22 protein-coding genes and 1 tRNA gene are annotated in these 25,518 nt (G+C 70.3%); 5 read left to right on the plus strand and 18 right to left on the minus strand.

Annotated elements, in window-relative coordinates; genetic code table 11:
- Positions 1-415 precede the first annotated feature (415 nt).
- The 14 genes from ACWEVS_RS04055 to ACWEVS_RS04120 all read right to left on the minus strand — a co-directional run bounded on the left by ACWEVS_RS04055 (position 416) and on the right by ACWEVS_RS04120 (position 13,752).
- Positions 416-1,336: a glycosyltransferase family 2 protein gene (locus ACWEVS_RS04055; RefSeq protein WP_452415734.1), complete on the minus strand. Its 921-nt coding sequence runs from the start codon at positions 1,334-1,336 to the stop codon at positions 416-418.
- Complete coding sequence (locus tag ACWEVS_RS04060) at positions 1,333-2,226, minus strand: sulfotransferase family protein (RefSeq protein WP_354905503.1); 894 nt, start codon at positions 2,224-2,226, stop codon at positions 1,333-1,335. The genes ACWEVS_RS04055 and ACWEVS_RS04060 overlap by 4 nt, the downstream gene beginning before the upstream one ends.
- Before the next feature lie 312 nt (positions 2,227-2,538).
- Positions 2,539-3,795: a sulfate adenylyltransferase subunit CysN gene (gene cysN / locus ACWEVS_RS04065; RefSeq protein WP_354905502.1), complete on the minus strand. Its 1,257-nt coding sequence runs from the start codon at positions 3,793-3,795 to the stop codon at positions 2,539-2,541.
- Between the two features lie 49 nt (positions 3,796-3,844).
- Positions 3,845-4,759 (minus strand): sulfate adenylyltransferase subunit CysD, encoded by a 915-nt coding sequence (gene cysD / locus ACWEVS_RS04070; RefSeq protein WP_354905501.1) that lies wholly within the window; start codon positions 4,757-4,759, stop codon positions 3,845-3,847.
- Between the two features lie 17 nt (positions 4,760-4,776).
- The gene (locus ACWEVS_RS04075) at positions 4,777-5,541 is read right to left on the minus strand and encodes a 3'(2'),5'-bisphosphate nucleotidase CysQ (RefSeq protein ID WP_449918100.1); all 765 of its coding nucleotides are present in this window, start codon (positions 5,539-5,541) and stop codon (positions 4,777-4,779) included.
- Complete coding sequence (locus ACWEVS_RS04080) at positions 5,541-6,980, minus strand: sugar transferase (protein ID WP_354905498.1); 1,440 nt, start codon at positions 6,978-6,980, stop codon at positions 5,541-5,543. The genes ACWEVS_RS04075 and ACWEVS_RS04080 overlap by 1 nt, the downstream gene beginning before the upstream one ends.
- Before the next feature lie 72 nt (positions 6,981-7,052).
- Positions 7,053-7,637: an aminoacyl-tRNA hydrolase gene (gene pth, locus ACWEVS_RS04085; RefSeq protein WP_354905495.1), complete on the minus strand. Its 585-nt coding sequence runs from the start codon at positions 7,635-7,637 to the stop codon at positions 7,053-7,055.
- Positions 7,638-7,707: 70 nt separating this feature from the next.
- A complete protein-coding gene (locus ACWEVS_RS04090; protein ID WP_449918102.1) occupies positions 7,708-8,325 on the minus strand; it encodes a 50S ribosomal protein L25/general stress protein Ctc in 618 nt (205 codons plus the stop codon).
- 198 nt (positions 8,326-8,523) lie between these two features.
- Complete coding sequence (locus ACWEVS_RS04095; RefSeq protein ID WP_449918104.1) at positions 8,524-9,042, minus strand: hypothetical protein; 519 nt, start codon at positions 9,040-9,042, stop codon at positions 8,524-8,526.
- A gap of 219 nt (positions 9,043-9,261) precedes the next feature.
- Positions 9,262-10,350 carry a CU044_5270 family protein gene (locus ACWEVS_RS04100; protein ID WP_452549808.1) on the minus strand — a complete coding sequence of 363 codons (1,089 nt, stop codon included), beginning with the start codon at positions 10,348-10,350 and terminating at the stop codon, positions 9,262-9,264.
- Positions 10,350-11,003 carry an RNA polymerase sigma factor gene (locus tag ACWEVS_RS04105; RefSeq protein ID WP_452549809.1) on the minus strand — a complete coding sequence of 218 codons (654 nt, stop codon included), beginning with the start codon at positions 11,001-11,003 and terminating at the stop codon, positions 10,350-10,352. The genes ACWEVS_RS04100 and ACWEVS_RS04105 overlap by 1 nt, the downstream gene beginning before the upstream one ends.
- 115 nt (positions 11,004-11,118) lie before the next feature.
- A complete protein-coding gene (locus tag ACWEVS_RS04110) occupies positions 11,119-12,096 on the minus strand; it encodes a ribose-phosphate diphosphokinase (RefSeq protein WP_354905483.1) in 978 nt (325 codons plus the stop codon).
- The gene (glmU, locus tag ACWEVS_RS04115; protein ID WP_354905480.1) at positions 12,093-13,541 is read right to left on the minus strand and encodes a bifunctional UDP-N-acetylglucosamine diphosphorylase/glucosamine-1-phosphate N-acetyltransferase GlmU; all 1,449 of its coding nucleotides are present in this window, start codon (positions 13,539-13,541) and stop codon (positions 12,093-12,095) included. Before glmU ends, ACWEVS_RS04110 begins: the two co-directional genes overlap by 4 nt.
- Before the next feature lie 139 nt (positions 13,542-13,680).
- Positions 13,681-13,752, minus strand: a tRNA-Gln gene (locus ACWEVS_RS04120).
- 281 nt (positions 13,753-14,033) lie between these two features.
- On the opposite strand from ACWEVS_RS04120, the gene ACWEVS_RS04125 reads away from it, so the two are divergent.
- From ACWEVS_RS04125 to ACWEVS_RS04140, 4 genes are all read left to right on the plus strand, one after another.
- Positions 14,034-14,972, plus strand: a complete 939-nt coding sequence (locus ACWEVS_RS04125) for an acyl-CoA desaturase (protein WP_452549811.1) — start codon at positions 14,034-14,036, stop codon at positions 14,970-14,972.
- An 82-nt stretch (positions 14,973-15,054) separates the two neighbouring features.
- On the plus strand, positions 15,055-15,885 hold the full coding sequence (locus ACWEVS_RS04130) for a TetR/AcrR family transcriptional regulator (protein ID WP_452549813.1): 831 nt from the start codon (positions 15,055-15,057) through the stop codon (positions 15,883-15,885).
- A 54-nt stretch (positions 15,886-15,939) separates the two neighbouring features.
- Complete coding sequence (locus tag ACWEVS_RS04135) at positions 15,940-18,000, plus strand: RNA degradosome polyphosphate kinase (RefSeq protein WP_452549815.1); 2,061 nt, start codon at positions 15,940-15,942, stop codon at positions 17,998-18,000.
- On the plus strand, positions 17,993-18,802 hold the full coding sequence (locus tag ACWEVS_RS04140) for an NUDIX hydrolase (RefSeq protein ID WP_452549817.1): 810 nt from the start codon (positions 17,993-17,995) through the stop codon (positions 18,800-18,802). Before ACWEVS_RS04135 ends, ACWEVS_RS04140 begins: the two co-directional genes overlap by 8 nt.
- Here the strand turns inward: ACWEVS_RS04140 and ACWEVS_RS04145 are convergent.
- Entirely contained in the window at positions 18,790-20,235 is a 1,446-nt protein-coding gene (locus ACWEVS_RS04145; RefSeq protein WP_452549819.1) for a CYTH and CHAD domain-containing protein, read from the minus strand. The two genes, ACWEVS_RS04140 and ACWEVS_RS04145, sit on opposite strands and share 13 nt — an antisense overlap.
- A gap of 135 nt (positions 20,236-20,370) precedes the next feature.
- Positions 20,371-21,147, minus strand: a complete 777-nt coding sequence (locus ACWEVS_RS04150; protein ID WP_452549821.1) for a trans-aconitate 2-methyltransferase — start codon at positions 21,145-21,147, stop codon at positions 20,371-20,373.
- Positions 21,148-21,203: 56 nt separating this feature from the next.
- Here ACWEVS_RS04150 and ACWEVS_RS04155 point away from each other — a divergent pair, with 56 nt between their 5' ends.
- Positions 21,204-21,695, plus strand: a complete 492-nt coding sequence (locus ACWEVS_RS04155; RefSeq protein WP_354905465.1) for a MarR family winged helix-turn-helix transcriptional regulator — start codon at positions 21,204-21,206, stop codon at positions 21,693-21,695.
- A 556-nt stretch (positions 21,696-22,251) separates the two neighbouring features.
- Here ACWEVS_RS04155 and ACWEVS_RS04160 read toward each other — a convergent pair.
- Positions 22,252-24,060 carry an ABC-F family ATP-binding cassette domain-containing protein gene (locus ACWEVS_RS04160; protein WP_354905462.1) on the minus strand — a complete coding sequence of 603 codons (1,809 nt, stop codon included), beginning with the start codon at positions 24,058-24,060 and terminating at the stop codon, positions 22,252-22,254.
- Between the two features lie 460 nt (positions 24,061-24,520).
- The gene (locus ACWEVS_RS04165; RefSeq protein WP_449918130.1) at positions 24,521-25,423 is read right to left on the minus strand and encodes a 4-(cytidine 5'-diphospho)-2-C-methyl-D-erythritol kinase; all 903 of its coding nucleotides are present in this window, start codon (positions 25,421-25,423) and stop codon (positions 24,521-24,523) included.
- Positions 25,424-25,518: the final 95 nt, after the last annotated feature.

Raw genomic sequence — 25,518 nt, forward strand, 5'->3', positions numbered from 1 at the left:
AGCGTCCCGGAAGCCGGGAGCACTCCAGGAGCCGGAAGCGTCCCGGAAGCCGGAAAAGCCCAACAGCCTGGAAGCACCCCGCGCGCCGGGACCACGCCACGAGCCGCGGAGCCCCCGGGAGCGCGAAGCGCCCCGGAAGCCCTGGACCCCCCTGAAGCGGGAACCGCCCCAGGAGCGAGCACCACGCGCGAAGCCGATGGCGTCCCGGAGACCGGGAGCGCCTCAGGCGGGCGACACGCCTCAGAAGCCGCGAACACCCCGCAAGCCGGGAACACCTCGGGAGCGGGAAGCCCCAGGCAGCGGCTGGGAGTCCCGGGCGAGGAGAGCGGTTCTCCGGTCAGGTCCCGGGCGGTGGGCCGGGAGGGCTGGTCCGCGGCGGGGCTCCTGTCGGGGGTGGGGTGCGGTGCCGGACCGCTCAAATCCCGTGACCCCTGTCGTGCAGCAGGGCCAGCACCGCGGGAGCGGACACCAGCCCCGCCGCCACCGCCAGCGCGATCGGGGCGCGTGGTTCGCCCAGGTGGGCGGCGAACGTGCGCAGCGCCCACCGGCCCGCCTCCCTGCGCCGCCCCAGCGCCGCGTGGTGGAAGGCGAGTTGGCCGTAGATCCGCGCCGCGCCGCGCGGATCCACGGCCAGTTCGGGGTGCCGGGCGAGCATCCACTCCAGCCCGGCGATGCGGTCGGCCCATCTGGTGACGTACTGCGACGCCCCCCAGCGGACCCTGACCAGCGGACGGTCGACGTGCGCGATCGGCTGCCGCTTGGCGGCGCGCAACGCGAGGTCCCAGTCCTCGTTCTGACCCGCGGGCGCGCTCTCGTCGACCCAGTAGGCACCGCGTCGGAACAGGAACGTCGAGGAATGCACCATCACCATGCGCGAGCGCACCAGGTCGGCCTTGGTGACCTGGTCAGTTCCGGCGAGCCTGGGGACGCGGCGGGAGCCGTACTCGACCTCGATGGAGCAGCTGACGAAGTCGGCGCCATCGGAGAGGGCGTGGCGCTGGGCGGCGAGCTTGCCGGGCAGCCAGACGTCGTCGTCGTCGCAGAAGGCGACCAGGTCGGTGTCGGAGGCGGCGATGCCGGTGTTGCGGGCGCCGGGCAGGCCGGGGCTGAACCGGTTGGGCAGCACCCGCACCCGGTGGCGCCCGTCGGCGTGGGACCTGGGCGCGACGGCGTCGGCCACCTGCTCGGCGACCGCGGGCGGGTCTCCGCCGTCGGCCACGATGACCAGCTCGACGCGGCCTGGATAGTCCTGGGCGAGCACCGCGCGTGTCGCTGCCCGCAGCTGCGCCGGCCGCTTGCCCGCGGTGGGGATCACCACGCCGACCGAAGGAGTCATGCCGCCGCTCCGCGATAGCCGTACCTGGTCATGAGAGGGGCTGTCAGGCCCGAGACGACGGCGCGCTGCACGGGAGGCAGCCCGCCGCGCCACGCGTCGTCGTGGAAGAGCCGCACCTGGCCGACGGCGAACCGCATGGGGTTGCCCGAGGCGGTGTGGGCGGGGCCGAGGCTCGCGGTGGCTCCGTCGAGGAAGGCGAGGCGGGTCTCGAGGCCCAGTTCGGTGGCGAGCGCGGTGAGGGTGCTGTGGGGGTCGGCGAGCAGGTCCTCGTAGCGGACCCTGGTCACCCTGGCGCCCCGTCGGGACAGCAGGTCGAGCGCGAGGTTCTGGGCGCTCCAGTGGAGGGAGGTGCGCATCGCGCCCCACCTGGTCATCGGGCGGCCGTCTTCGGGGCGGGCGACCGTCCTGCGCCAGGAGTGGGCCACGGCGCGGGGGTCGCGTACGACGTGGACCACGCGGGGGGCCACGCCGCCCGCCGACAGGCAGAACGCCAGCGAGGCGTGCTTGCTGGAGTCGACGACGACCGTGCCGCCCGTGACCTCCAGGGCGGCGGAGTAGACGCGGTCGTAGGCGGCGACGTACTCGGCCAGGTCGGGGTGACCGACGGCGGGGATGCGCCTGGTGCGGTCCACCCGGTGGCGCAGGGCCAGGACCCGTTCGGCCAGTTCCCGGGGCCAGCCGCCGAAGGCGCGCTCGCCCACCTGCCGCCAGAAGGGGCAGCGCCCGAACGGCTCGCCGCAGCCGCACGGCTCGTCGGCCAGCACTCCGCGCGCCCAGAGGTGGACGACCTCGCCGAGCGGCACGACGCCGGGCAGCTCGCCGAGGAGGCGTTCGAGCAGCGTGGTACCACTGCGGCCGAGGCCGCCGAGAAAGATCACCCGGCTGGTCATGGGCTCGCCTCCGGCGGTGCGGCGGATACGGACCGTGGAGACATTAGCGCGGAGAGTAATCACGGTGTCACGGAAACGTAAAAGGATCTACCTAAGCGGCGGCCCCACCGACCCGATCATGAGCCGCCGGCCGTACTGCCCGCGCGGCCAGGCACGCAGGACCCGGCAGGCGATGACCACGCAGGGCCCGTCCCGCCCGAGCACGCGGAGAAACGCCCGGAAAAGCGCCCGGAAAAGGGGAAGCACCCGGAAAAGGGGAAGCGCCCGGAAAAGCGACAGGGCCCGCGGTCGAACCGCGGGCCCTGTCGAACGTCACGCTCGGGCGTCGACGATCATCCCGGCGCCGACCGTCGTGTTGGTGCCCTCGTCGACGAGGATGAACCCGCCCGTCAGCCGGTTGCGGGCGTAGTCGTCGACGAACAGCGGCTGGGTGACCCGCAGCGACACCCTGCCGATCTCATTCAGGCCCAGCGAGGTCGCCGTCTCGTCGCGGTGCAGCGTGTTGACGTCGAGCCGGTAGTGCAGGTCACGCACGAGGGCGCGGGCCGTCCGCGTGGTGTGCTTGATGGTCAGCTTGGAGCGCGGCGCGAGCTTGGCCGCGTCGGACATCCAGCAGACCATCGCCTCCAGCTCCTGGGCGACGTGCGGCCGGTTGTTGGGCCGGCAGATCATGTCGCCGCGGGAGATGTCGATGTCGTCCTCCAGCCGGAGGGTGACCGACATGGGCGGGAACGCCTCCTCGACGGGCCCGTCGAAGGTGTCGATCGCGGCGATCCGCGAGGTCAGGCCCGAGGGCAGGTGGAGCACCTCGTCGCCCGGCTTGAGGATGCCGCCCGCGACCTGCCCCGCGTAGCCGCGGTAGTCGTGGAACTCCGTCTTGTGCGGGCGGATGACGTACTGCACGGGGAAGCGCACGTCGACCAAGTTGCGGTCGGAGGCGATGTGCACGTTCTCCAGGTGGTGCAGCAGCGAGGAGCCCTGGTACCAGGGCATGTTCTCCGACCTGGACACCACGTTGTCGCCGTTGAGCGCGGAGATCGGGATGAAGGTCAGGTCGGCCACGTTGAGCTTGGAGGAGAAGGCGGTGAACTCCTCGCGGATCTCCTCGAACCGGTCCTCGGAGTAGTCGACCAGGTCCATCTTGTTGACCGCGAGCACCAGGTGCGGCACCCGCAGCAGCGAGGTCAGGAACGCGTGGCGGCGCGACTGCTCCAGCACGCCCTTGCGCGCGTCGATCAGGATGATCGCCAGGTCGGCCGTGGAGGCGCCGGTCACCATGTTGCGGGTGTACTGGATGTGGCCAGGGGTGTCGGCGATGATGAACTTCCGCCGCGGCGTCGCGAAGTAGCGGTAGGCCACGTCGATCGTGATGCCCTGCTCCCGCTCGGCACGCAGGCCGTCGGTGAGCAGCGACAGGTCGGTGTACTCGGTGCCGCGGTCGCGCGAGGTGCGCTCGACGGCCTCGAGCTGGTCCTCGAAGATGGCCTTGGAGTCGAAGAGCAGGCGCCCGATGAGGGTGGACTTGCCGTCGTCGACGCTTCCCGCCGTGGCAAAGCGAAGGATGTCCATTAAAGCTGCTCTCCCATGGTGGTACGGCTGGCGAGGGGAAGGTCGCGCATCAGAAGTAGCCCTCCCGCTTGCGGTCTTCCATCGCGGCCTCGGAGGCCCGGTCGTCGGCCCTGGTGGCACCGCGCTCGGTGATCCTGGTCGCCGCGATCTCCTCGATGATCTCCTCGACCGTGGCGGCCGTGGACTGCACGGCGCCCGTGCAGGTCATGTCGCCGACCGTGCGGTAGCGGACGACGGCCTCGAACAGCGGCTCGTCCTCGCCCCTGTTGACCACGGAGGCGTCGGGCAGCAGCATGCCGTCGCGCTCGAACACCTTGCGGGTGTGCGCGAAGTAGATCGAGGGGATCTCGATGCCCTCGCGGCGGATGTAGTCCCAGATGTCGAGCTCGGTCCAGTTGGACAGCGGGAAGACCCGGATGTGCTCGCCCTTGCGGATGCGCGCGTTGTAGAGGTTCCACAGCTCGGGGCGCTGGTTCTTCGGGTCCCACTGGCCGAACTCGTCGCGGAAGGAGAAGACCCGCTCCTTGGCGCGCGCCTTCTCCTCGTCGCGGCGGGCGCCGCCGAAGACGGCGTCGAACTCGTGGTCCTCGATGGCGTCGAGCAGCGTCGTGGTCTGCAGGCGGTTGCGCGAGGCGCGCCGTCCGGTCTCCTCGGTGACGCGCCCGGCGTCGATGGAGTCCTGGACGCTGGCCACCACCAGGCGCGCGCCGAGCTCCTCCGCCCGCCGGTCACGGAACTCGATGACCTCGGAGAAGTTGTGTCCGGTGTCGACGTGCATCAGCGGGAACGGGATCGGCGCGGGCCAGAACGCCTTCTCCGCGATGCGCAGCATGACGATGGAGTCCTTGCCGCCGGAGAACAGCAGACACGGCCGCTCGAACTCCGCGGCGACCTCGCGCATGATGTGGATGGCCTCGGCCTCTAGGACGTCGAGCTGCGACGTCGTGTAGTCGCGCTGAAGCATGGGGGCTTCCTCCGGCATTAGCGGTGCAGGTCGCGGATCCCGGCGAGCAACGTTGGCGCCAGCTCCGGTAGGGAAACAAGGATATCCGGAAGAGTGGGGTCCTCCTGGTTATAGGCCAGCTCAGCGCCGTCGATGCGGCTCGCGTGCGCTCCGGTGGCCTGCGCGACCGCCACGGGGGCCGCGGAATCCCACTCGTACTGGCCGCCCGCGTGGACGTACGCCTCGACCTCGCCGGTCAGCACCGCGGAGATCTTCGCTCCGGCCGAGCCGATCGGCACGAGGTCGGCGCCCGCGAGGTAGGCGAGTCTCTGGACGAACTCGGGCGGTCTGGTGCGGCTGACCGCGATGCGGAACCTGCCGCCCTGGTAGGCGGGCAGCTTGGGCGGCTCACCGGTCGACAGCGTGCGGCCCTGGGCGGGCAGCGCCACCGCTCCGGCGACCAGCGCCCCGCGCTCCCAGAGCGCGACGTGTACCGCCCAGTCGGCGCGGCCCTCCTCGGCGAACTCCCTGGTGCCGTCGAGCGGGTCGACGATCCACACCCGGTCCGCCGCGCGTCTGGCGGGGTCTTCGCGCTCCTCGCGGGTGGCCTCCTCCGACAGCACGCCGTCGCTGGGCCGTAGCCGCGCCAGCGCCTCGGTGAGGAAGACGTGGGACATCCGGTCACCCTCGGCGCGCAGCGTGGGCGGGTGCCCGAAACCCTCGCGGGAGCGCAGCGCGAGCAGCCGCTCGCCCGCCTCCGTCGCCAGGTCGGAGGCCAGGGAATGGTCGTCGCGAATCGTCATCAATAAGCTCCTTGCCCGCGGGCGACGGCCGACCAAGTCTTCCACAGGATCTGCAGATCCAGCATGAGTGACCAGTTCTCGACGTAACGCAGGTCGAGGCGGACGGATTCCTCCCATGACAGATCCGACCTGCCGGAAACCTGCCACAGCCCCGTCAGCCCCGGGCGCACCAGCAGTCGCCGGCGGACGTCGTCGCCGTACCTGGCGACCTCCTCCGGCAGCGGAGGGCGGGGGCCGACGAGCGACATGTGCCCCAGCAACACGTTGACCAGTTGCGGGAGCTCGTCCAGGGAATGGCGGCGCATCAGCGCGCCGATGCCGGTGACGCGTGGATCGTTCCTGACCTTGAACAGCACGCCGTCGGCGTCGCTGACCAGCAGCACCTTCAGCCGTTCGGCGTCCTGCCGCATGGTGCGGAACTTCACGATCGTGAACAGCCTGCCGTCCTTGCCCACGCGGGTCTGCCTGAACAGCGCGGGGCCCGGGCTGTCCAGCCGTACGGCGACCGCCACGGCCAGCAGCAGCGGCGTGGCCAGCACCAGCAGCACTCCGGCCACCAGCCGGTCGAACACGTTCTTCACCAGCTGCCGCATCCCGGCCAGCTCGGGGTGCTCCACGTGGAGCAGGGGCAGCCCCGCGGCGGGCCTGATCGTCGTGCGCGGGCCGGCCACCTCCATCAGCGCCGGGGCGACGACCAGCTCGGTGTGCGTGCGCTCGAGCCGCCAGGCCAGGCGCCGCAGCGCCACGCCGTCCATCTCCTGGCAGGCCAGCACCGCCACGGTGTCGGCGCCGTACTGGCCGACCACCAGCGGGACGTCGCCGAACCCGCCCGCCACCGGCACGCCGCCGACCTCCTTGTCCGGAGAGTCCTCGGGCAGGCAGGCGGCGACGATCTCCATGCCGTGGTAGCGCTCCTTGCGGAACCTGCTGACCAGCTCGGCGATGCCCGCGGCGTGGCCGACGGCCACCACCCTGCGCATGCACCTCCCGGCCGCCCTGCGCCTGTGCAGGGCGCGGCGCAGGCCGTACCGGAAGACGACGGTCAGCAGGGTCGTCAGCGGCAGTGCCAGCACGACGTAGCCGCGCGCCACCTCCGTCTTGGTGGCGTAGGCGCAGATCGCCATCGCGGCGGTCAGCGCCACCCCGCACCGCACGATCCGGCGGAACTCCTCCGAGCCGATGCCGACCAGGCGCGGCTCGTAGGCCCTGTTGAGCGCCACCGCGCACACCCACACGGGCGGCAGCGCGAGGCTGAGCACGATGTACGGCGCGGCGTGGGGCGTGATCTCGCCGAACCGGGCGGCGAAGGCGAGCATCGCCCCCGCCGCCGCGCACGACAGATCTGTCCACAACGCCTGCACGCGGTAGGAACGCACCCATCCAGGCATGCGAGGGCTGGCCCGCCAGACGAGCGGCGGCTCGACCTTCGCGACCGTCATCTGCCCCCCCACGACCTGTATCAACGGACAGTCATGGAATGGTAGCGCCCGGTAGTACCCGATGGCGGGATTTCAGCGTGGCGGGCCGGAGATCTTCAGGTCGAGACTGTGGAAGGCGTTCTGCGTGGTCTCCAGCCCCTTCTCCACCAGCGACTCGACCACGTCGGCCGCTCTGTCGACGAGGAAGGCCAGGTCCTTGCGCTCGACGGTGCCGAAGTCCCTGAGCACGAAGGTGGCCGCGTCCATCTGGCCGGGCGGGCGGCCGATGCCGAACCGTACCCGCAGGTAGTCGCGGGTACCCAGGACCTTGGTGATCGACTTCAGCCCGTTGTGGCCGTTGTCGCCGCCGCCGAACTTGGCGCGCAGCGCGCCGTACGGGATGTCCAGCTCGTCGTGCACCACGATCACCCGCTCCGGGGGGATCTTGTAGAAGTCGGCGAGATGCTTGGTGGGGCCCCCTGACAGGTTCATGTACGTCTGCGGCTTGGCCAGCACCGCGCCCCTGGTCTCCAGCACGTGCGCGCGGCTCTTGTGCGCCTTGAACGTGCCGCCCGCCCGCGCGGCCAGCTCGTCGAGCACCATGAAGCCCGCGTTGTGCCTGTTGCGTTCGTACTGGGACCCGGGGTTGCCCAGGCCGACGATCAGCCAGCGATCCATCGCTCCTCCATGCAGAAAACGGGGCGAGCTGGGCGCGTGCCCGGCTCGCCCCGTTCCGGGCTCTGGCTTCTTACTCGGCGGCCTCGGCGGTCTCGCCCTCGGCGGCGGCCTCGGCGGCCTCACCCTCGGCGGCGGCCTCGGCGGGAGCCTCGGTGGGCTTGGCGATGACCTGGATGATCACGGTCTCCGGGTCGGCGGCCAGCGTGGCGCCCTTCGGCAGCTGCAGGTCGCCGGCGGTGATGGAGGCACCGACCTCGAGACCCTCGACGTCGACCTCGACGCCGGTCGGGATGTGGGTGGCCTCGGCCTCGACCGCGACGCTCACCGACTGCTGGTCGAGCAGGCCCTCGGAGTTGACGTCACCGACGGTGGTGACGGGGATCTCGACCGTGACCTTCTCGCCGCGCTTGACCAGCAGCAGGTCGACGTGCTCGACGAAGCCCTTGATCGGGTCGCGCTGGACGCCCTTGGGCAGCGCGAGCTCGTCGATGCCCTCGCCCTTGAGGTGGATCAGGACGTTGGCGGTGCGCAGGGCCAGCAGGACCTCGTGGCCGGGCAGCGTGAGGTGCTTGGGGTCGATGCCGTGCCCGTACAGAACGGCGGGCACCTTGTCGGCGCGACGGATCTTGCGGGCGGCGCCCTTGCCGAACTCGGTGCGCGACTCGGCGGCGATACGTACTTCGGACACGACATCTCCTAGGGATGCATCGGAAAGATCGGATACTGCGTTCACCCTCACCCGCCCTAGCGGAAGGCGTTACGAACGCAACCTGTGCAGTCTACCCGCTTCCCTCACCCCTCAGCTCGCACGCGGGGCGCGGGGAACCGCCCCGGCCGGCGACCGGCCGGGGCGGAACGTCCGCCGGAATCCCCTGCGGCGCCGGGATCAACGTCCCGTGTTCGGCGCCTTGTAGGTGGCGACAAGCTGAGCCTCGTACCTGCGCGGGTTGACGCGCTCCAGAGTCATGGTCCAGTCGCCGATCGTCACCGGCTCGCCCATCCTGAGGCCCTTCTCCTGACCCTCCACCTCGACCGCGACCCCGTCGGACATGAAGTCGCTGACACCCAGGGCCGCCCTGCCCAGGTCGGAGACCGAGGTGTCGCTGGTGGCGATCAGGTCGGCGCTGTTGACCGGCGCGCCGGACAGCTTCACCGTGCAGGAGCCGTTGGAGCAGGAGACCGACTTGCTCTGGTTCCTGGACCGGCTCTTCCTGGGCGCGGACTGGGAGGAGGTGGTGGAGGTCGAGTTGGCGTCGGAGTCGGACATGGTCCTGTTGTCCGAGCCGGGCCCAGGCGTCGGCGCCGGCCTGAACTCGGACGCCATGGACGCGCCGCCGAAGACCGCCAGACCGCCTGCTATCGCGGTCGCGGCCACGATGGTCGCGCCGATCACTCGAATGCTCATGATTCATCCCCGATGTGTGCGCAAGAACTCACGAGAGTCCTTGTCGTGGAGCGGTGGGCGCGCTGTACGCATCACCACCGATTGGCTACGGAGAGCAATGATACATGTGCACATAGTGACATTCGAGAGGGCTGGGATATCTGTGAAGAACGTCGTGTCTCGGCGCGGACCGCGCCGCCTCCTCGGCGGCCCCCTGGCCGAGGAGACGGGCGCCGGCTTTCAACAGGGGTACTGGGGCTCGTTGCCCGCGGGGATCTCCGGCGTGGAGTCGACGACCTCGCTCGCCATCAACGCCGTGCTGCCTGTCAGCGTCTCCTTGGCGCCGCCGTCGGGCTGCTTCAGCTCCTCGAAGTGCCGCCAGCCGAACAGCTTGAAGGTCTCCTGCTCGAAGACGATCTCCGATCGCTGCCTGCCCTCCAGCCCGGCCCACGAGATCTCGGCCCCGATCCCGTGCCGGCCGGCCGCGTCGGCGAGGTCGGGGGCGATCGTCACGTTCGGCATGGTCTTCAGCGCGCGGAAGACCGTGGCCCTGATCTCGGGGGTGGCGAAGGGATTCTCGACCAGCGACACCAGCTTGTCCACGACGAAGCCCTCGACCAGTATCGGGATCTCCTCGGGAGCCAGCTCCTGGTCGAAGGTCGACGGGTCACGGACCTCCCGCTCCGCCTCCTGGCGTACCTTGGCCAGGAGCGCGCCCGGCTCCGTCGGGAACTCGCCCGCGTCCCGGCGCAGCACGCCGCCCGCGATCGCAACGCATTGGTCGCCGCGGTAGTAGTTCACCGTCCCCTCGGCAGCCTGGCCCTCGTAGGGCTTGCCGCGGGTCAGGACGTCCTTCCCGAAGGTCGCACGGGTGATCACCTCACCGTCGGGTGCGGCGGGGACCCAGATCTCCCTGCGAACCTCCTGCGCGCCCTCCCACTCACCCTCCGGGCCGCTGCCGATGTGGTACTGCAGGTCCTTGCGGTCCAGGTAGACGAACTGGTCGGCGCGCGGCCGCGGGTCCTTGAGCGAGGCCGCCGCGGCCTGCTCCAGCAGTTCGGCGGCGTTGGCCGGGCGCAGCGACAGCGGCGAGCCACCGCCGTCGCCGCCCACCACGACCACGCCGGCGCTCACGGCCGACACGAGCGCCGCGACGACGCCCACCCTGAAGGCCAGCCGGCGCAGGCCGCGGCCGCGAGCGGGGACCGGTCCGAGTCCCTCCGGCGCCTGCGCCTGCGCGGCCAGCCGGCTCCAGGCACGCGCCGAGGCCCGCCGGGACGGCCCGGGGAGGCCGTCGTGGTACTCCTTGATCAGGTCGAGCTCGTTCATCACAGGTCCTCCCCGTTCATTCCGATGATCTTGCGTAGCTTCCTGCGCGCCCGGTTGAGCCGGGAGCCCACTGTTCCCTTGGGGATGCGTAAGGCGGCGGCCACCTCGTCGTAGCTGAGGTCGGCGCAGGCGATCAGCAACAGGACGCCCCTGTCACCCGCCGAGAGTTTCGCCAGGCCCGCGGCCAGCGCCGGCTGCATGACCGCGGCGGACACCCGGCCGGCCACCCGCTCGTCGTGGCTCTCCTGGTCGGCGGGCGCGGCGCTCCTGGCCAGCGCCCGGTACCTGCGGGCCTCGGAGCGGGCGTGGTCGGCGACGAGGTTGGAGGCGATGCCGTAGAGCCAGGCGCGCGCGCTGGGCTTGGACAGGTCGTACTGCTTCCTGGCGCGGAAGGCGCGCAGGAACGTCTCGGCGGCGATGTCGTCTGCCGTCGACTCGCCCAGGCGCAGGTGGACGTAGCGGTGGATGGCGTCGAAATGGCGGTCGAAGACGGCGCCGAAGCGTTCGGGCCGCTCCAGCGAATCGCCGATCAGTTCGGCATCGGTACCCAGCAGGAGGATCTCGGGATCTTGTGGTGGGCTGACATGCATGGTGGCCCTTCGACGATGTGTGTCGGACACCAGTGGTACGGCGCTGCCCTGATCCGTCTTCACGGCGGGCCGGTAGCCGTGTGCACGCGGCCCCCGGATCCGCCGCGGGGAAAAGAAAACGGGGGAGCTGGAACAGCTCCCCCGCAGGTCCTGCCTGGGCGCACCGGCCCAGGCGAACTCAGGTGTTGCCCTCGAACATGCTCGTGACCGAGCCGTCGCTGAACACCTCGGTGATCGCCCGCGCGATCAGCGGCGCGATCGACAGCACGGTCAGCTTGTCGAACCGCTTCTCCTCCGTCAGCGGCAAGGTGTTCGTCACGATCACCTCGGAGATGCGGGAGTTCTTCAACCGGTCCACGGCGGGGTCGGAGAACACCGCGTGGGTGGCCGCCACGATGACGTTCGTGGCCCCCTGCTCGTACAGCGCGTCGGCCGCCTTGCAGATCGTGCCCGCCGTGTCGATCATGTCGTCGATCAGCACGCAGGTGCGGCCGCGCACCTTGCCGACCACCTCGTTGACCTTCACCGTGTTGGCCACGTCGAGGTCGCGCCGCTTGTGGATGAACGCCATGGGGGTGCCCAGCGTGTCGGCCCACCGCTCCGACAGCCGTACGCGGCCGGTGTCGGGCGAGACGATCGTGGTGGTGGCCAGGTCGAGCTTGTCCTTGAGGTAGCTCTCCAGCACCGGCATCGCGAACAGGTGGTCGACGGGGCCGTCGAAGAAGCCCTGGATCTGCGAGGTGTGCAGGTCGATCGACATGAGCCGGTCGGCGCCCGCCGTCTTGAAGATGTCGGCCATCAGCCGCGCGGTGATGGGCTCACGGCCGCGGCCCTTCTTGTCCTGCCTGGCGTAGCCGAAGAACGGCATGACCACGGTGATGCGCTTGGCGGAGGCCCGCTTGAGCGCGTCGACCATGATGAGCTGCTCCATGATCCACTTGTTGATCGGCCCGGTGTGGCTCTGGATCACGAAGGCGTCGCACCCGCGCACCGACTCGAGGTAGCGCGCGTAGATCTCACCGTTGGCGAAGTCGATCAGCTTCGTCGGCGTGAGCGAGACCCCGACATTCCGGGCGACCTCGTCGGCCAGCTCAGGGTAGGCCCGGCCAGAAAAGAGCATCAGCTCTTTCGACCCCGGCTGTTTGATGCTCGTCACGTGCCACTCTCCCGCTGTTTCTCGGCCAGCGCCCTCTCGGCCGCCGCTGCCGACTTCGTGCCCGCGCGCCTGCGCAAGACCCATTTCTCGATGTTGCGCTGCCGCGCTCTCGCCACGCCCATCGCCCCGGGTGGGACCTCCTCGGTGATCACCGAACCGGCGGCGGTGTAGGCGCCGTCGCCGACGGTCACCGGAGCGACCAGCATGGTGTCGCACCCCACGAAGACGCCGTCCCCGATGGTGGTGTGATGCTTGTTGACCCCGTCGTAGTTGACGAAGACGGCGGAGGCGCCGATGTTGACGTCCTCGCCGATCGTCGCGTCGCCGACGTAGGTGAGGTGCGGCACCTTGGAGCGCGCCCCCACCGTGGAGTTCTTCACCTCGACGTAGGTGCCCGCCTTGGCCTTGTGCCCCAGCTCGGCGCCGGGCCTGAGGTAGGCGTACGGCCCGACGGCGGCCTCGGGCCCGATGACCGCGCCGTCGCACACGGCGTAGCGCACCACCGCTCCGGCGCGCACCGTCGTGTCGGTCAGCGTGGAGGCGGGGCCGATCTGCGCGCCGGTCTCGACGACGGTGCTGCCGTGCAGCTGCGTGCCGGGGTGGATGACGACGTCGGCCTCGAGCCTGACCTGCACGTCGACGAAGGTGCTCGCGGGGTCGATCACGGTGACGCCCGCCCGCATGTGCGTCTCGAGGACGCGCTGGTTCAGCACCTTGCGGGCGAAGGCGAGCTGCACCCTGTCGTTGACGCCCTCGACCTCGACGTAGTCGGCGGCGATGTGGGCGCCGACCCGGTGGCCGTCGGCCCTGAGGATGGACAGCACGTCGGTGAGGTACTCCTCGCCCTGCGCGTTGTCGGTCGAGACCCGCTTGACCGCGTCGGCCAGCAGCAGGCCGTCGAAGGCGTAGACGCCGGAGTTCATCTCCCTGATGGCGCGCTGCGCCGAGGTGGCGTCCTTCTCCTCGACGATCTCCAGCACGGCGCCCGAACCGTCGCGGATGATCCGTCCGTAGCCGGTCGGATCGGGCACCTCGGCGGTCAGGACCGTGACCGCGTTGCGCTCGCTCGCGTGGGCCTCGAGCAGGTCGGCGAGGGTCCGGCCGCGCAGCAGCGGGGTGTCGCCGTAGGTGACCAGCACCGTGCCGGCGATCGTGCCGACCTCTTCGAGCACGGTGCGGACGGCGTGGCCGGTGCCCCGCTGCTCGCGCTGCACGACGGCGCGCGCGTCGGGGCTGTTGCGGGCGAGGTGACCGCCGACGCGCTCCCTCGCGTGACCGATGACGACGATGAGCCGCTCGGGGTCGAGCTCTCTGGCGGCGGCGAGCATGTGGTCGACCAGCGGGCGGCCGCACAGCTCATGGAGGACTTTGGGGGTCTGGCTCTTCATCCGGGTGCCCTCGCCTGCGGCGAGGACGATGACGGCGGCCGGGCGCGGCACACTCACGGACTGAGGCTCCCTGTGACGAGGCGGATCAGGGCGCGGTACGGCTACCGCACCGCCACCCTCCCGACACCGTGAGGATACCTTCCCGCCCTCGGTGTCTCTCTAGCCACCCAGCCGGTGGCCGCGAACCGCCTCAGAGCTCCCGGAAGAGGACTCGAACCCCTACAAAGTGGACCAAAACCACTTGTCCTGCCAATTAGACGATCCGGGATAATCCGGACACTGGCGTGTCACGGCTAGACATACGATACCGACCCGCACCTCACCTCCGCGCCCGCATTCCATCTCCCGGACAGGGCGGACCCTCGGCCGCTCGGCCGGGCTTATACCAGCCGGCGACGGCTTTCCACAAGGCACAGAACCCACTCGGCAACTCGCCGATACCTTCACCTTCCCCACATTCGCCTCTTAGGAATTCCTAACTTACGCTGACGTAAGTTACGGATGCGTAGCCCGGACAATCATCCTCATACCTGTCGTGAGAGGTAGCCCATGACCGTCCTGACCGATCGACCGGCGCCCGGTCCCAAGCCAGACGCGGATCCCGAGCCCAGGACCAAGCCCGAGCTGATCATGTTCGCTCTCGTCGTGGGCCTCCCCCTGGTCGCGTTCGCCGCCGCCGTGCCGTTCGCGTGGGGCTGGGGGCTGGGCTGGACCGACGTCGCGATCTCCTTCTTCTTCTACGTCGTCTCCGGTCTCGGCGTGACGGTCGGGCTGCACCGCTACTTCACGCACGGCTCCTTCAAGGCGAAGCGCCCGCTGAAGATCGCCCTCGGCATCGCGGGCAGCCTGTCGCTGGAGATGTCGGTGCTCGACTGGGTGGCCACGCACCGCAAGCACCACAAGTTCTCCGACAAGGACGGCGACCCCCACTCGCCGTGGCGCTTCGGCCCCGGCTTCAGGTCCATGACCAAGGGCCTGCTCTACGCGCACATGGGCTGGCTGTTCGAGAGCGAGCGCACCAACAGGGAGAAGTACGCCCCCGACCTGTCCAAGGACCCCGACATCGTCAGGCTGCACAAGTGGTTCGGCGCGCTGGCCCTCACCTCGATCGTGCTTCCCGGCATCCTCGGCGGGCTGCTGACCTGGTCGTGGCAGGGCGCGGTGACCGCCTTCTTCTGGGGCTCGCTGGTGCGCATCGGCCTGCTGCACCACGTGACCTGGTCGATCAACTCGATCTGCCACGTCTTCGGCGAGGAGGCGTTCGAGGTGCGCGACAAGTCGCGCAACGTGTGGTGGCTGGCGATCCCCTCGTTCGGCGAATCGTGGCACAACCTGCACCACTCCGACCCGACCTGCGCCCGTCACGGTGTCCTGAAGGGGCAGATCGACATCAGCGCGGCGGTGATCCGCCTCTTCGAGCGGCTGGGCTGGGTCCACGACGTACGGTGGCCGACGCCTGAGCGGCTGGCGGCGAAGCGCATTGGCTAGTGCCGATACAGCGGTGCCCGGTTTTCGACCGGGCACCGTCATTATGGAACCTGTGACCACCGAATCCCGTTCCCGCAGACGTATGACAGGAAGAGAGCGAAGAGAGCAGCTGATCACCATCAGCCGCGCGCTGTTCGCCGAGAAGGGGTTCGACGGGACCTCCATCGAGGAGATCGCCGCCACGGCGCAGGTGTCCAAGCCGGTGGTGTACGAGCACTTCGGCGGCAAGGAGGGCGTCTACGCGGTGGTGGTCGACCGCGAGATGCAGAAGCTGCTCGGCATGATCACCGCGGCGCTGTCGGCGTCGCACTCGCTGGTCAAGCTGGAGCGGGCGGCGCTCGCGCTGTTGCAGTACATCGAGGAGAGCAGCGAGGGCTTCCGCATCCTGGTGCGCGACTCGCACGCCGCCTCGGGCACGGGCACGTTCGCGAGCCTGATCAGCGAGATCGCCAGCCAGGTCGAGGACGTGCTGGCCGACGAGTTCAAGGCCAGGGGCTACGACCCGAAGCTGGCGCCGATGTACGCCCAGATGCTGGTCGGCATGGTGGCGTTGACCGGCCAGTGGTGGCTCGACGTGCGCAGGCCCGGCCGCGAGGAGGTCGCCGCGCACCTGGTGAACCTGTCGTGGAACGGGCTGACGGGGCTCAACCCCAGGCCGCAGATCACCGCGACGAGCAAGGGCCTGGAGCTGTCTCCCGCGCCCGCCCTGCCGAGGCCGACCGAGAAGGAGCTCAAGGAGGCGCAGAAGGCCAGGGCCAGGGAGCTCAAGGAGGCGGAGAAGGCCAGGGAACGCGAGCTGAAAGAGCGCGAGCGGATGCTGCGCGAGGCCGAGAAGGCCAGGGAACGCGAGGAGAAGCTGCGCCAGCGCGAGGCGAGGCTGGCCGAGCGGGCCGCCAAACTCGAACAAGAGTAAGTCGTTGAAGAGAAGTTAACGCTTTGTTCAATCTCGTTGGGCATATTACGTAATATGTCCGTTGAGCTCCTGCACCCCGACAACGATCTGCCCCTGCCTCAGGAGCGGTTCCTCAACCGCGAGGAGAGCTGGCTCCAGTTCAACGAACGGGTGCTGGAACTGGCCGAGGACCCCTCGCTCCCCCTTCTCGAACGGGTGCGCTTCCTGGCGATCTTCGCCAGCAACCTCGACGAGTTCTTCAGGGTGCGGGTGGCGGGCCTCAAGCGGCGGATGGCCACAGGTCTGCTGCTGCGTACCAAGAGCGGGCTCAAGCCGCGCGAGGAGCTGGCGCGGATCGCGACGGTCGCGGACGGCCTGGCCAAGCGCCACGCGGCCCTCTTCCACGAGCAGATCTGCCCGCAGCTGGCGACCGAAGGCATCGAGATCGTCCGGTGGGACGACCTCGGCCGCGAGGAGCGCACCGAGCTGCGCAAGCTGTTCAGGGAGCGGATCCGCCCCGTCCTGACCCCCCTGGCCGTCGACCCGGCCCACCCCTTCCCGTACATCTCCGGCCTCAGCCTCAACCTGGCCGTCGTGGTGCGGAACCCGTCGACCGACCACACGGTCTTCGCCAGGGTCAAGGTGCCGTCGCAGCTGCCCCGCTTCGTGACCGCCTCCAAGGACCGGTTCGTGCCGCTGGAGGACGTGATCGCCGCCCATCTCGGGCAGCTGTTCAAGGGCATGGAGATCCTGCAGCACCACGCCTTCAGGGTCACCCGCAACGAGGACCTCGACGTCGACGAGGACGTCACCGAGAACCTCATGAAGGCGCTGGAGAAGGAACTGCTCAAGCGCAGGTTCGGCCCGGCGGTCCGGCTCGAGGTCGAGGACACGATCACCCCCGAGGTGCTGGAGCTGCTGGTCGACGAGCTGGACGTGGCGCCGCACGAGATCTACAAGATCAACGGACCGCTCGACCTGACCGGGCTGCACGCGATCGCCGACCTGGACAGGGGCGAGCTGAGCTTCCGGCCGTTCGTCCCCTCCGAGGCGATCCACGCCGAGGACGACATCTTCGCCGTGCTGCGCGAACGCGACGTGCTGCTGCACCACCCCTACGACTCCTTCGCCACGAGCGTGCAGCGCTTCATCGAGCAGGCGGCCGAGGACCCGAACGTCCTGGCCATCAAGCAGACCCTCTACCGCACCAGCGGCGACTCCCCGATCGTGAACGCGCTGATCGACGCGGCCGAGGCGGGCAAGCAGGTCGTGGTCGTCGTCGAGATCAAGGCCCGCTTCGACGAGCACGCGAACATCTCCTGGGCGCGCAAGCTGGAGAAGGCGGGCTGCCACGTGGTCTACGGCGTGGTCGGGCTGAAGACCCACTGCAAGCTCGCGCTGGTGGTCCGCCAGGAGGCCTCGGGCGAGCTGCGCCGCTACTGCCACATCGGCACGGGCAACTACAACCCGAAGACCGCGCGGCTGTACGAGGACTTCGGGTTGCTCACCGGCGACCCGCTGGTCGGCGAGGACGTCACCGACCTGTTCATCCACCTGACCGGCTACTCCAACCACTCGGCCTACCGCCGGCTGCTCGTCGCCCCGCACTCCCTGCGCGGCGGCCTGCTGGCGCGCATCGAGCGGGAGATCGCCCACCAGCAGGCCGGCCGTCCCGCCAGGATCAGGATCAAGACCAACTCGCTGGTGGACGAGCAGCTGATCGACGCCCTCTACCGGGCCTCCCGCGCGGGCGTGCCGGTGGACCTGTGGGTCCGCGGCATCTGCACGCTCCGTCCGGGCATTCCCGGCCTGAGCGAGACCATCCGCGTCCGTTCGGTTCTCGGGCGCTTCCTCGAGCACTCCAGGGTCTACGAGTTCGGGCTGGGCCGACGGCCGGAGGTCTGGATCGGCAGCGCCGACCTGATGCGCCGCAACCTCGACCGCCGGGTGGAGGCGCTGGTGAAGGTCACCGGCCAGGCGCACCGGGCCTACCTGATCGAGCTGCTCGACCTGGTCATGGCCGACACCACGAACAGCTGGTGGCTGAACTCCGACGGCACGTGGAGCCGCCACCACGGCCAGGACCCGCAGACCCACCTGCTCGGCACCAGGCGCTGGAGAACAGTCGATGACTGACTTCATCAGAGCCGCGGGCGCGGTCGTCCGGCGCGGCGACGAGGTGGCCCTCGTCCACCGGCCGGCCTACGACGACTGGAGCTTCCCGAAGGGCAAGCTGCGCAAGGGCGAGCATCCGATCGCCGGCGCCGTACGGGAGGTGCGCGAGGAGACGGGCCTCACCGTGGCCCTCGGCCGCTCCCTGCCGCCCGCCCACTACCCGCACAAGGGCCGGTTGAAGCGGGTCGACTACTGGACGGCCCGCGCCGTCTCCGGCCGGTTCGTGCCCGGCCCCGAGGTGGACGAGCTGGTCTGGCTTCCGGTCGAGGAGGCGTACGCGCGCCTGACGTACGCGTGGGACGTGCGGCTGCTGCGCGCGCTGAGCGCCGCGCCGCCCGAGACCACCCCCCTGATCCTGGTACGGCACGGCAGCGCCGGCTCACGCCAGGAATGGACGGGCGACGACGACCTGCGCCCGCTCGACGAGGAGGGCGAGGCCCAGGCGCGCACGCTGGCCACGGTGCTGCCCGCCTACCTGCCCACCACCCTGCTCAGCTCCCCGAGCAGGCGGTGCGTCCAGACCCTGCCCGACGGCGACATCCGGCTCGACCCGCTGCTGAGCGAGCCGGGCTACGACCCCGCCAGGACCGCCGAACTCGTCCGCCGGCTCGACGGCCCCGCGGTCGTGTGCAGTCACGGCAAGGTGCTCCCTCCGCTGATCGCCGAGCTCGGCGGAGTGCGCCTGCACCTGCGCAAGGGCGCGTTCGCCGTCGTCCACCGCGCGGACGGGAAGGTCGTCGGCGTCGAGCGTTACCCCGTCTGAACCCCCGCCCACACCTCGGGGAAGTCCGCCTGGGCGCGCTCGGCCGTGGCCCGCTCGATGCCCACCAGCACGCCGTAGGTGAAGGTGTCCTCGCCCGCCTGGCGCGCGGTCTCGGCCTCCTTGGCGAGCGTTTCCTGGGCGACCACTCCGTCCTGGTGCAGTCCGAGCACGTCCTGGATGGATTCGGCGCGCTTGGCCAGATCGCCCATTCCGAGCGCCTCGGCGGTGTACCGGGCGCGTTTGGCCGCCTTGCGCACGTCGTGCATGGCGATCTCGCGCTGCTCCGGCTCGGCGATGGTCTGCGCGGTGTCGTACGCCTTCGTCACCCGCTTCCAGTTCTTGCCGGCGATGGCCGGAAGGACGTCGTCGGCGGGCTTCTTCGCCGCCTTGCCGAGCGACGGATCGGCGACCAGCCCGTCGAGCGCGTCGAGCAGGGCGTAGTAGCGCTCGCCGCTCAACGCCTCCCTGATCCTGCCGTAGGCCTCCTCCTCGCGGGCGCCGAGGTCGTCGCCGAGCCGCGCCTGGACCGGACCCACCACCTGCTCGGGCGGCAGGCTCTCCAGATGACGGGCGAACCTCGCCCTGATGACCTCCAGGTCACGGGCCTCGCCGAGCACGGTGCCGAGCCACTTCAGCTCGTCCTGGAGGTGCACGGTGTCCTGCACGACGGTCTTGAACGCCTTGAGCGCGCTGCGCATCCTGCGGCAGGCGACGCGCATCTGGTGTACCGCGTCCTCCTCCGCCCTGCGCGTGCGCGGATCCTGCGCCAGCAGCGCGTCGACATGTCCCGCCAGGTAGGCGATGACGACGTCGGCGGCGGTGCCGTCGCCGACCTGGGCGCGCGCCGGCGGTGTCGGCTTGAGCAGCCTGGCCAGCTTGCTCTCTGTCCCCGCGGGTACGGCTCCCGCCTTGCGCAGCCGCTTGCCGACCTTGGCCAGCAGTTTCGGGTCGCCCTGCTCGAGCAGCTCGGCCTCGACCTCGCGCCAGCGCTCCACGCGCGACTCGTCGCCGAGCACCGTGCCCTTCACCCGGTCGTCGGCCACCTCCACCAGCCCCGACACCACCCGCACGCTCCTGCGGGAGTCGAGCTCGGCCACGGGGGCCAGCGCGGCGCCGCGTGTGTAGGCCTGGACGAGTTCGGCCAGCTCGCTGGGCACGATCTTCGTGCTGCGGGTGAGCGGGAGCTGGATCTCCTGACGGGCGCCCTTGGCCCGGGGCAGCTTGAGGTGCCAGCCGGGATCCGCGCCGCCCCTGCGCCTGCGCAGCGTGATACCCCTGGCGGCCAGCCGTAGATCGGGCGTGTCGTAGTAGAGCGCCACGAGTTGGTAGCTTCTCGGCCCAAGAACCTCGCCGAACTTGCTGAGGTCGGGGACTTCGTAATCGTCAGGAACGTCGAACTTGTCTTCGATCTCGATGCCCACTACACCTCGCAAGTGTCGAATTGCGGACAATGATGCCACTGCGCGATGAACAGGAGAAGGCTGATCGGAGCCTCGCTGTCAGGTGGCGGGCAGCACCCTTACGGTATTCCTACCCATATTCGACCTGTTCAGAAGGCTTTCGGTGCGCTATCGCACCTTCTGACCGACCACGAAGACCCGCCGGAACGGGAAGAGCGTGCCGTACGGCCTGGCCGGATAGGCGTCGTCCAGCAGGCCGGCGAGTTCGTCGAGGAAACGCTGCCGCTCGCCCGCGTCGAGGCGGTCGAAGATCGGGCGCAGGGCCGAACCGGAGATCCAGTTGAGCACCGCGCGCTCGCCCTGGAGGATGTGGACGTAGGTCGTCTCCCAGGCGTCCACCCGCAGCCCGAGGCCGCTGAGCTGGTCGACGTACTCCACCGGCTCGGCCACCGGCCAGGGCCGCTCGAAGTCGCCGAGCCTGTCGCGCCACGCCTCGCTCGCGCACAGCTGCCTGACCAGCACGTGGCTCGGGGCGTCGAAGTTGCCCGGCATCTGGAAGGCGAGCCAGCCGCCCGCGCTGAGGTCGTCGACCCACCGCTCGAACAGGTCGCGGTGCGTCGGCACCCACTGCAGCAGCGCGTTCGAGACGAGCACGTCGACAGGGCGGTCCGGGTGCCACAGAGTGACGTCGGCGACGTCGAAGCGGGCGGTGGTCTTCAGCTCGCGGGCCTTGCTGATCATCGACGGCGAGGAGTCGAAGCCGTAGACGGTCGCCTCCGGCCAGCGCTCGGCGAGCGTGGCGGTCAGTTCCCCTGAGCCGCAGCCGGCGTCGACGACATAATCGGGGGCATCCGCGTACACGCGTCCGACCAGCTCCGCGTACGGCCGGCCGCGCTCGTCGGCGTACTTCGCGTAGGTCGCCGGGTCCCAGATATCTCTTGACATAAAGATAATTGATATCGAGAGAGATATCTCGATGTCAAGACAGTACACTTTGTGCCATGACGATGGACGAGGTCGACAGGCTCGTGGCGTCCTGGCAGCAGGAGCGCCCCGATCTCGATGTGACGCCGCTGCAGGTGCTGAGTCGAGTCTCCCGCCTGGCCCGCCACCTCGACCGGGCACGCCGCGCCGCCTTCGCCGAACACGACCTCGAACCGTGGGAGTTCGACGTGCTCACCGCGCTGCGGCGGGCGGGCGGGCCGTACGAGCTGTCACCGGGCGCGCTGCTGCGCGCGACCCTGGTCACCTCCGGAACGATGACCAACCGCATCGACCGGCTCGAGCAGGCCGGTCTGGTACGGCGACGCCCCGACCCCGAGGACCGGCGCGGAGTGCTCGTGTCGCTGACCGACGCCGGACGGGCCAGGGTCGACGCGGCCTTCGCCGACCTGCTGCGGCGCGAACGGGAACTGCTGGCCGGATTGGGCGGCGACGAGCAGAAGGTCCTGGCAGATCTGCTCCGCACCCTTCTCACACCCTTCGACTCCTGACGCCCCGAATCCCTGTCGCGTCCTCGTGCCCCCGGCCACACCCTGGGAAACCTCCAGCGCCCGGCTCTCTGCCCGGCCTTGACCAGGGGACCTGGAATCCCCGCCTTCGGGAGCCCAGCCTGGGCCAGCCCCCGAGACCTCAGACCCGCGCCAACCGTCCGGCACGTCAGCCCCCGACAGCCCAGGCCCGCGCCAACCGTCGGGCACGTCAGCCTCGAGAGCCCGGGCCCGCGCCATCTGTCGAGCACCTCAGCCCCGGCCCGCCCCGGGGACGTCAGCCCGCCTGGACAGCAACCCCCTGGACGTCAGCTCGCCCGAACGTCAGCCTCTTGGACGTCAGCGCGCCCGGACAGCAGCGCGCCCGGACAGCAGCGCGCCCGGACAGCAGCGCGCCCGGACAGCAGTCCGTCGGGACGTCAGCGTGCCCGGACGTCGGCATCTTGGACGTCAGCGCACCGCCGGCCTTCGGGAACCCCCGGCGCGGGCCTCTGCCGTCTTCCCTCGCCGACCACCGGGAGCCCCGGCGCCGCGCCTGGGCGGGTGACCTGGTCGCCGGTCACTCGCCCAGGCGCTCGGCGACCTCCAGCCACTCCGCCTCGACCGCGTCCTTCTCGTTGAGGATCTCGCGCAGCTTGCCGTCCAGCTCGCCCAGCTTGGCGTAGTCGCTGGCCGCCTCCGCCATCGCGGCGTGCAGCTTGTCCTCCTGCCCGCTGAGCTTGTCGAGCTGGCGTTCGAGGCGGTTGAGCTCCTTGCGCAGCTCACGCTCCTCCTTCGCCGACAGCCCAGCGGCCTCGACCTTCTCCACCTTCTCGACCGGAGCGGCCGCAGCCGCCGCGGCCGCGCCTGCGACCCGGGCCGTCACCGCCGTGCCCGCCGCCCGCCGTTCCAGGTACTCGTCGACCCCGCCGGGCAGCAGCGAGAGCCGCCCATCGCCCAGCAGCGCCACGCACCTGTCGGCCACGCGCTCCAGGAAGTAGCGGTCGTGGCTCACCAGCACCAGGGTGCCGGGCCAGCCGTCGAGCAGGTCCTCCAGCTCGTTCAGCGTCTCGATGTCGAGATCGTTGGTCGGCTCGTCGAGCAGCAGCACGTTCGGGTCGTCCATGAGCAGGCGCAGCAGCTGCAGCCGCCGCCGCTCACCGCCGGACAGCTCACCGACCACCTTCCACTGCGCCTCGCCCTTGAAGCCGAGACGTTCGAGCAGCTGGGAGGCGGTCCACTCCCTCTTGCCGAGCTGCACGTACTTGCGGATCCGCTCCACCGACTCCAGCACCCGCAGCGTCGGGTCGACCTCGGCCAGCTCCTGCGACAGGTACGCCAGCCGTACCGTGCGGCCGGTGACCACGCGGCCCGCGTCCGGCTTGACCTGGTCGGCCAGCAGGCGCAGCAGCGACGACTTGCCGGAGCCGTTGACCCCGATCAGCCCGATGCGGTCGCCCGGCCCGAACTGGTAGGTGCACCGCTCCAGCACCAGCGGGCCCATGCCGGGCCCGCCCGCGTGGAGCGTGACGTCCTCCAGGTCGTAGACCGTCTTGCCGAGCCTGGCCGCCGCGAACTTCATCAGCTCGACGGTCTCCCTCGCCGGCGGCTCGTCGGCGATCAGCGCCTGCGCGGCCTCGATCCTGAACTTCGGCTTCGACGTACGCGCGGGCGGACCCCGGCGCAGCCAGGCAATCTCCTTGCGCATGAGGTTCTGGCGGCGCTCCTCGGCGGCCTGCGCGATGCGCGCCCGCTCGGCCTTGGCCAGCACGTAGGCGGCATAACCACCCTCGTAGCGCTCCACCCTGCCGTCGACGACCTCCCACGTCCGGGTGGACACCGCGTCGAGGAACCACCTGTCGTGCGTCACGACCAGCAGCGCGCTCCTGCGCTGCGCCAGGTGCGCCGCCAGCCAGGCGATGGCCTCGATGTCGAGGTGGTTGGTGGGCTCGTCGAGCAGGATCAGCTCGTGCTCGTCGATGAGCAGCTTCGCCAGCGCCGTACGCCGCCGCTCCCCGCCGGACAGGTCGCCGACCGGGCTCTCCAGATCGAGATCGCCGATCAGGTTGGCGAGGATCTCCCTGATCGTCTGGTCACCCGCCCACTCGTGCTCGGCCCTGGCACCCAGCACCGTCTCGTGAACGCTCTTGCCGGGATCGAGGTCGTCACGCTGCGACAGCAGACCGACCCGCAGACCCCTGTTGTGCGTCACCCGCCCGGAGTCGGGCTTCAACCCGCCCGCGACCACGGACAGCAGTGTCGTCTTGCCGCCGCCGTTACGCCCGACGACGCCGATGCGCTCACCGGCCTCGATACCGAGAGAGACGTCGGCGAGCAGCGGCTTGGGCCCGTAGGCGTGGGAGACCGACTCGAGATTGACCAGATTCATCGTCCCCAAGGGTACGGACTACCGCCCCATTTGGCTAAGCGACCAAGCACTCGGCGATACGGCAGCCTCACGCAGCCCTCGCCCGGCCCCCCGGACCGCCTGCCCTCCGAGCCCGCACCGCCTGCCTTCTCGGCCCGCGCGCCAGCTCTCCGGGCCGCGCCGCCAGCCCTCTCGACCCGCGCGCCTGCTCTCCGGGCCGCGCCGCCAGCCCTCCGGCCCGTACCGTCTGCCGAACGCCAGCCACGACGTCGCAAGTTGCAGGACCCATCGTCCGCCGTCGGCGGCCACATCACGCAGCTCAGCGCGGGCCCTTTCCGATGCCACCATCCCGACCGCAGGCGCGACCTCGCCACACCCACCCGGCCAGCTCCCCACGGCACCATCTGGCGCCGCCGTCCCGACCCGGGACACCACCTGGCAAGAGCCCCGGTCACGCGCAAGACGACCGTTTCCCGGCCGGTCACACGATCGAAGCGCCCGCCACGGGGCCGTAGGCGGGCACCGCCGTACGGCACACGCCCTCCTCGACGAGCGCCACCGCCAGCTGTCGCGCCTGCTCCTCGTCAGCGACCAGGAACGCGCACGTCGGCCCCGACCCCGACACGATCGCGCCCAGAGCGCCCCGCGCCTGGCCCGTCCCCAGCGTGCGCGCCAGCGAACCACGCAGCGACAACGCCGCCGGTTGCAGGTCGTTGACCAGCTCCGCGCCGAGCGCCCGCGCGTCGCCCTTCTTCAACGCCGTCAGCAGCGCCTCGCTCGCCTGCGGCCACGGCACCTTTTCGCCCCGTGTCTCCCGCAGCCGATCACACTCGGCGTAGACCTTCGCCGTCGACAGGCCGCCGTCGGCGATGGCGAACACCCAGTGGAACCGCCCGTCCGTCGGCAGCTCGGCCAGCTGCTCACCTCTGCCGGTGCCGACCGCCGTACCGCCCAGCAGCGAGAACGGCACGTCGCTCCCCAGGTCGGCCGCGATCTCCATCAGATCCTCGCGCGGCAGCCCCAGACCCCACAGCTCGTTGCAGGCCACGAGGGCGCCCGCCGCGTCCGCGCTGCCACCGGCCATGCCGCCCGCCACCGGGATCGCCTTGCGGATCACGAGCTCGACCCCGTACGTCCTGCCCGCGTGCTTCGCCAGCGCCCTGGCCGCCTGGATCGCGAGGTTGCCGTCATCGACCGGCACCTGGTCGGTCCACTCACCCTCGACCTTCACGGAGACGGTCTCCGACTCCTTCGCGATCACCTCGTCGAAGACGGAGACGGCGAGGAAGACGTTCACCAGGTCGTGGTAGCCGTCATCCCGCAGCGGGCCCACGGACAGCTGCACGTTGACCTTTGCGGGCACCCGGACGGTCACGGAACTCATCGATCTTCTGTCACTCTCGTCGCCTGGTGGGTCAAGGCCTTCGATGCTAGCGGTGCCCACCCACCGGCCACGCAATTCCATGCCCAAGCTTGGGA

The sequence above is a fragment of the Nonomuraea sp. NPDC003754 genome (assembly GCF_053605785.1).